Origin of the sequence: Brachyspira catarrhinii (genome assembly GCF_005518285.1) — a bacterium.
Lineage (GTDB): Bacteria > Spirochaetota > Brachyspiria > Brachyspirales > Brachyspiraceae > Brachyspira > Brachyspira catarrhinii.
Window position 1 is genome coordinate 1 of the sequence record NZ_SJDU01000139.1, and the last position, 5,754, is coordinate 5,754.

Consider the following 5,754-nt stretch of genomic DNA (forward strand, 5'->3'; position numbering starts at 1 on the left):
TAGTTGCAAAGTTAATTTATAGTTAACCGAATTGCCTGGGTTCATAGCTACGAGTTGTTTATCTTTTCCGTTTACTTTCAAAAAATATCTTCTCTTTTTATGATTATAAGAAATTTTATCTTTTATTATTTGATAATAAGCGTTTTGATGAGTTAGTCCTATTACTATAATATAATCGTTATTGTAAGCGGGATTTATTCCGTTAAATTGAAAGCTATTATTTTTTAATCCTTTCCTTGCTGTTTTTACTTCAATTTTTATTCCGTTTGATAAAATATCGTATTCATCATGAATTACTTTTTGTTTATTATCCATTGCAATATTTTCTTCTTTAAATATCGCTTTTACAAATTCTTCACCTATTTGCCCGATAGCGTTTCCTTCAAAAAAATCTATTTTAGAAAAAATTCCTTCGTTATCTTTTGAAGAGCGTATTTCATTATATTTATCTTCAATTATATTTTGTAATATTTTATTTATATTCATTTTCAAATCCCTTGTCTTCCAACAATTTATAAATATGAGATTTGCCAATATGTCTGCATCCGTTCGTGGCTATACTCGAATATTTATTCCAATCGGCAGTTTTAAATAAAGCGTCCAACTTTTTTATCATTCCGTTATTTTGCGTAGTGTATATAATCGCAATTCCGCTTTTATATTTTACCGAGTTAAAATCTTTAACCACATTATTGTCTTTGAAAAAAGTAGAAGATAAATAATAATTCGCTTTCTTATTAAAAATCCATTCCTTTCCGCATTCTCTATTTTTCGCCAAAGAAACCGTCACAACTTTAAGCAAATTATTAAACGGCTCGACTTTTTCTTTTTGATTATACCAGCAGAATTCTTTTTTTAGATTATTATAATTTTTGCTCCAAATCTGAAAACAACATTTAATATCTTTTTCTTTATTTCCGATATAAAAAGAATTTTCGGGCAAAACTTCTTCGTATAATAAACTAAAATTTTTTACTCGATACCTTATCGAACCTTTGCCCAAACTTTGAAAAAACATCGGAAGTATAAAAGCTACGAATTCGGCTTTCTCCGAATGTTCTATAAATTTCAAAGCTAAAACTCCTCTATGTCCAAAAGGCGGATTTCCTATGACTATTAAAGGTTTTTCTGGTAATTCGTAATTTAAATAGTCGGATAATATCGTGTCGTAATTTGTTTGTTTAATATCTATTCCTATTTTATTTTTTGGAAGCAATTTATAAAAACTCCCGTCTCCAACGCTCGGCTCAATCCAAGTATATTTATTTATCTTTTCGTATTTGGAAATAATCTCGCAAGTTTTTTTGTAGAGTCGTTCGGATATTTCGGGCTTCGTAAAATATTCGTCAAAATAATTTTTAGAATTCGACTTCATTATATTTCCGTTCACATATTTTAAGCTCATTTTCAATCCGATTTAATTTACTAAAATATTTGAGCCAGCAGGGGTTCGAACCCGGGACCTGATGATTAAGAGTCATCTGCTCTACCAACTGAGCTACTGGCCCACACAAAAATTATATTATTGAAAGGAGGAATTATTTGGGCCAGCAGGGACTTGAACCCCGGACCCGATGATTATGAGTCATCTGCTCTAACCGACTGAGCTACTGGCCCCCAAATTAGTCTTTATATGATAACATATATAAAAAAAAAGTCAATAGTTTAATTTAATAATTTAATATAAATAAGAAAATTTATTTATTTAATGTAAAAGTAAAAATATCCTTGCAATAAATACCAAATAATATATCTTTTTATATTAATGAAATTTGAAAAATATTAAATTAAATATAAACTAATTGTAAGGATTTCAAATATAAGGAATTTAAAATGCAAGAAAAAATTAAAGAACTTAAAAATAGAAAAGAAAAAATAGAGGAAGCGGGCGGTAAAGAAAAAATAGAATCGCAACATTCAAAAGGGAAATTGACTGCAAGAGAGAGAATTTTACAATTATTGGACGAAAATACTTTTTGCGAAATAGACGCTTTTGTCGAACATAGATGCGCCGATTTCGGAATGGAAAAAATGAAAATCGCTGGCGAAGGCGTTGTGACGGGATACGGAAAAATTAACGGAAGGCAAGTTTGCATTTACGCTCAAGACTTCACCGTTATTGGAGGCTCTTTAGGGCAAATGCATGCGGCTAAAATCTGTAAAGTGCAGGATATGGCGATTAAATTGGGTTGTCCATGCATTGGAATAAACGATTCTGGTGGAGCGAGAATTCAAGAAGGAATTGACGCTTTAAGAGGATATGGAGATATTTTTTATAGAAATGTTCAAGCTTCGGGAGTCATTCCTCAAATATGCGTTATTATGGGACCTTGCGCGGGCGGAGCGGTTTACTCTCCAGCTTTGATGGATTTTATTCTTATGACGGATAAAACCGCGAATATGTTTATAACGGGACCTCAAGTGGTTAAATCGGTGACGGGAGAAAAAGTAAGCGCCGAAGAATTGGGCGGAGCTTTGGTTCATAGTCAAAAATCGGGAGTCGCTTCTTTGATGTTTCCCGATGAAATATCCACACTCGAAGGAGTTAAAAAACTTCTTTCTTATATTCCTCAAAATAATTTGGAAGATGTTCCATTTGAAGAAACGGGCGATTTTCCAAACAGAAACGACAGCGAATTATCGAATATTCTTCCCGACCAGCCCAACAAACCTTACGATATTAAAGATATTATCAAAAGCGTAGCCGATAACGGAGAATTTTTTGAATTACAGCCTTTATTTGCAAAAAATATAGTTATATGTTTCGCTCGTTTTGACGGAAAATCCGTTGGAATAATAGCTAATCAGCCGAATGTTATGGCGGGAGTTTTGGATATTAACGCGGCGGATAAGGCGGCTCGCTTCATAAGATTCTGCGACAGTTTCAATATCCCAATAATTACTTTAGTCGACACGGCGGGATATTTGCCGGGAGTAGGACAGGAACATAACGGAGTTATAAGGCATGGCGCGAAACTTTTATACGCATACTCGGAAGCTACAGCCCCTAAAATTACTTTAATAATAAGAAAATCCTACGGAGGCGCTTATATTGCCATGTGTTCGAAGCATTTGGGAGCGGATATAGTTTACGCTTGGCCTTCCGCCGAAATTGCAGTTATGGGACCGGACGGAGCTGCTAATATAATATTCAAAAAAGAAATAGAAAACGCGGAAGATTCAAAAAAAGCGCGAGCGGAAAAAATAGAAGAATATAAAAAAGAGTTTGCAAATCCTTATAGAGCGGCGGTTAGAGGTTATGTTGACGATATTATAGAGCCAGAATATACGAGAGGCTATTTGATAAACGCTTTGCATCTTTTGGCAAGCAAGAGAGAAAAACGACTTCCAAGAAAACATGGAAATATACCTTTATAAAAGTTTAAATTTAATTTAAGGAGAAAATAATCATGGAACATAGCGCGGCGATTACTATTTTTGGAATCATATCCGTTTTTATTGCGGCTTTGGTTTTTTATATTTTATCAATATTTTTGGGATTATTATTCAAAAACAGAAATGTAAAGGCAGAAGAAGAGATAATAAAAGTTATCGAAGAGAGCAAAACGAAAGACGAAGATTTGCTTGACGATACGGAACTTGTCGCTGTAATAACGGCTTCAATATCCGCGTATACGGGGAGCGGTAGATTTGTAATAAAATCGATAAAAGAATCGAAAACTCCAATATGGGGAATGATTGATAGATTGGGCGATAACATATAAATAATAGATAATAAATAAAATAATAGGAGAAACTATGATTAAACAATATAAAATAACCGTAAACGGAAAATTATACGATGTTTCCGTAGAAGAAGTAGGAGAAATTTTAGGCGGAGTTCATGCCTCAAAAAGCGTGTCTACTTTTGTAAATCCAAATAATGCGACTAATACAAATAATGAAAAACAAATAGCGGAAAAACCGCAAAGCGCTATCCCGATAGACGAAAACGCGATTTCCGTTAAAGCGCCGATGCCTGGGACAATTTTATCATTCACGGTATCGGTTGGAGACGAAGTTTCCGAAGGACAAGTTGTGGCGATACTCGAAGCGATGAAAATGGAAAACGAATTAACCGCTCCAGCATCTGGAAAAGTTAAATCGATTCATGTGGAAAAAGGCTCTTCGGTTATCGAGAATCAAGTTATATTACAAATAAGTTAAAATATTAAGGCAAGATTTATGAATAGAATTTTAGGTTTGGATTTGAATAATTTAATTGCGGGATTTTATCCTCCTTCTTTCGCTCAAATTATAATGATGCTTTTGGGCGCTTATTTAATATATATGTCGATTTATTATAATAAAAAGCCTCTCCTTCTTCTTCCAATGGGAGTCGCAATTTTGGCGTCAAATATGCCTTTGCCGAGAATGACAACCGAAGTCGTAAACGGTTTTTTAGGATTCATATATAGCGGAGCGGATTCTGGCGTTTATTCTATTTTGGTATTTTTTGCCGTTGGAACTATGGTTGATTTGGGACTCATTTTAGCGGACCCGAAAAATTTCTTTATAGGCGCAAGCTCGCAAGTCGGAATATTTATAATTTTTTATATCATGAGTTCTTTAAGCGTATATTTAAATTTGGGAGACAATATTGCGGCGGCGACTTCCATTATAGGAGCGGCTGACGGTTCGCTTGCAATGTATATGGCTTCTTTAATTGCCGAGCCGAGATATTTTGCTCCGATAGTAATCGCCGCTTATTTGTATATGGAACTTCTGCCTATTTTACAAATAACCGTAATAAAATTTATGACTACTAAAGAAGAGAGAAAAATTTCTATGTCATATTTGAGGCATGTTTCGAGAGGAGAGAAAATTATATTTGCCGTTATATCAATCGGATTTTGCGGAATATTTTTATCGAATTCTTTTCCGCTTATAGCCGCTTTACTTTTTGGAAGCATATTGAGAGAGTCCGATATAATTAAAAATTTTTCCGTCAATTTGCAAAAATCTTTAAATGGAATTCTCACAATGCTTATAGGAATAGCCGTAGGTTCGCAAGCGACTGCGGAAACTTTTATAACTTTCAATACTTTTATTATATTTTTCTTCGGTTTGCTTTCTCTTATTTTAAGCACGGTTATTGGAATTCTTGTGGCAAAGATAATGAATATTTTAACTGGGGGCAAGGTAAATCCAATAATCGGTTCGGCGGGATTGAGCGCTTTTCCGATTCCCGCTTGGGGCGCGCATATTTACGGGCAGGAAAACAGTTCTTCAAATTGTCTGCTTTTGCATGCGATGGCTGTAAATATTTCGGGTATAATATCTGGCGCCGTTGCGGTTGGAATATTACTCGCTTTTTTTCATTAATTTTTTAGCTATCGCCAATAAGTGCGATTTAAACTATTGACATATTTTTTAATTTATGTTATATTTTACCTAAATTAAAGTTAATAAATATTAGATAACTTAAATATGGTTAGTAAAAATTACTATAAATTAGCATACTATAATTTCGTTAAGCAAAGCAAAGCCATTATTATATCTTTTAACTAATAATTTAAATTTTTATATATCGCAATTTTTTAAGACATTTAATTTTTTAAGTGTCCGCTTTCGTTTTGCAAAAAATCAATTTGCAATTCTTAATAACAATGTGGCTTTAGCCCATTGTGTTAACAATTTAGAAAAAAACACGCAAGGGGTTAAAACCCCTTGTTATAAGAAGTGGATTGCCACGCCTTCGGCTCGCAATGACAATTATTTTTACTCGTCATTGCGAGGCTTTGCCGAAGCAAT

The 5,754-nt window shown here is 33.8% G+C and carries 6 protein-coding genes and 2 tRNA genes; 4 read left to right on the top strand and 4 right to left on the bottom strand.

The window, feature by feature from the left end; all coding sequences use genetic code 11:
* The 4 genes from EZH24_RS06435 to EZH24_RS06450 form a co-directional block, all read right to left on the bottom strand.
* Positions 1-486 (bottom strand): restriction endonuclease (locus EZH24_RS06435; protein ID WP_137998310.1); only part of this gene is annotated, 486 nt, incomplete at its 3' end.
* Positions 473-1,405, bottom strand: coding sequence for an SAM-dependent methyltransferase (locus tag EZH24_RS06440; RefSeq protein WP_137998311.1), 933 nt, complete (start codon positions 1,403-1,405; stop codon positions 473-475). The genes EZH24_RS06440 and EZH24_RS06435, both read right to left, overlap by 14 nt.
* Positions 1,406-1,435: 30 nt before the next feature.
* Positions 1,436-1,508: transfer RNA gene (locus EZH24_RS06445), tRNA-Lys, on the bottom strand.
* A 35-nt stretch (positions 1,509-1,543) separates the two neighbouring features.
* Positions 1,544-1,617 (bottom strand) — tRNA-Ile (locus EZH24_RS06450).
* A 216-nt stretch (positions 1,618-1,833) separates the two neighbouring features.
* On the opposite strand from EZH24_RS06450, the gene EZH24_RS06455 reads away from it, so the two are divergent.
* The 4 genes from EZH24_RS06455 to EZH24_RS06470 are packed head-to-tail and all read left to right on the top strand — an operon-like array spanning position 1,834 to position 5,325.
* On the top strand, positions 1,834-3,378 hold the full coding sequence (locus tag EZH24_RS06455) for an acyl-CoA carboxylase subunit beta (protein WP_137998312.1): 1,545 nt from the start codon (positions 1,834-1,836) through the stop codon (positions 3,376-3,378).
* A gap of 32 nt (positions 3,379-3,410) precedes the next feature.
* Positions 3,411-3,725, top strand: coding sequence for an OadG family protein (locus EZH24_RS06460; RefSeq protein ID WP_137998313.1), 315 nt, complete (start codon positions 3,411-3,413; stop codon positions 3,723-3,725).
* 34 nt (positions 3,726-3,759) lie between these two features.
* Positions 3,760-4,167: a biotin/lipoyl-containing protein gene (locus EZH24_RS06465; protein ID WP_137998314.1), complete on the top strand. Its 408-nt coding sequence runs from the start codon at positions 3,760-3,762 to the stop codon at positions 4,165-4,167.
* 18 nt (positions 4,168-4,185) lie between these two features.
* Positions 4,186-5,325 (top strand): sodium ion-translocating decarboxylase subunit beta, encoded by a 1,140-nt coding sequence (locus tag EZH24_RS06470; RefSeq protein WP_137998315.1) that lies wholly within the window; start codon positions 4,186-4,188, stop codon positions 5,323-5,325.
* Positions 5,326-5,754 lie beyond the last annotated feature (429 nt).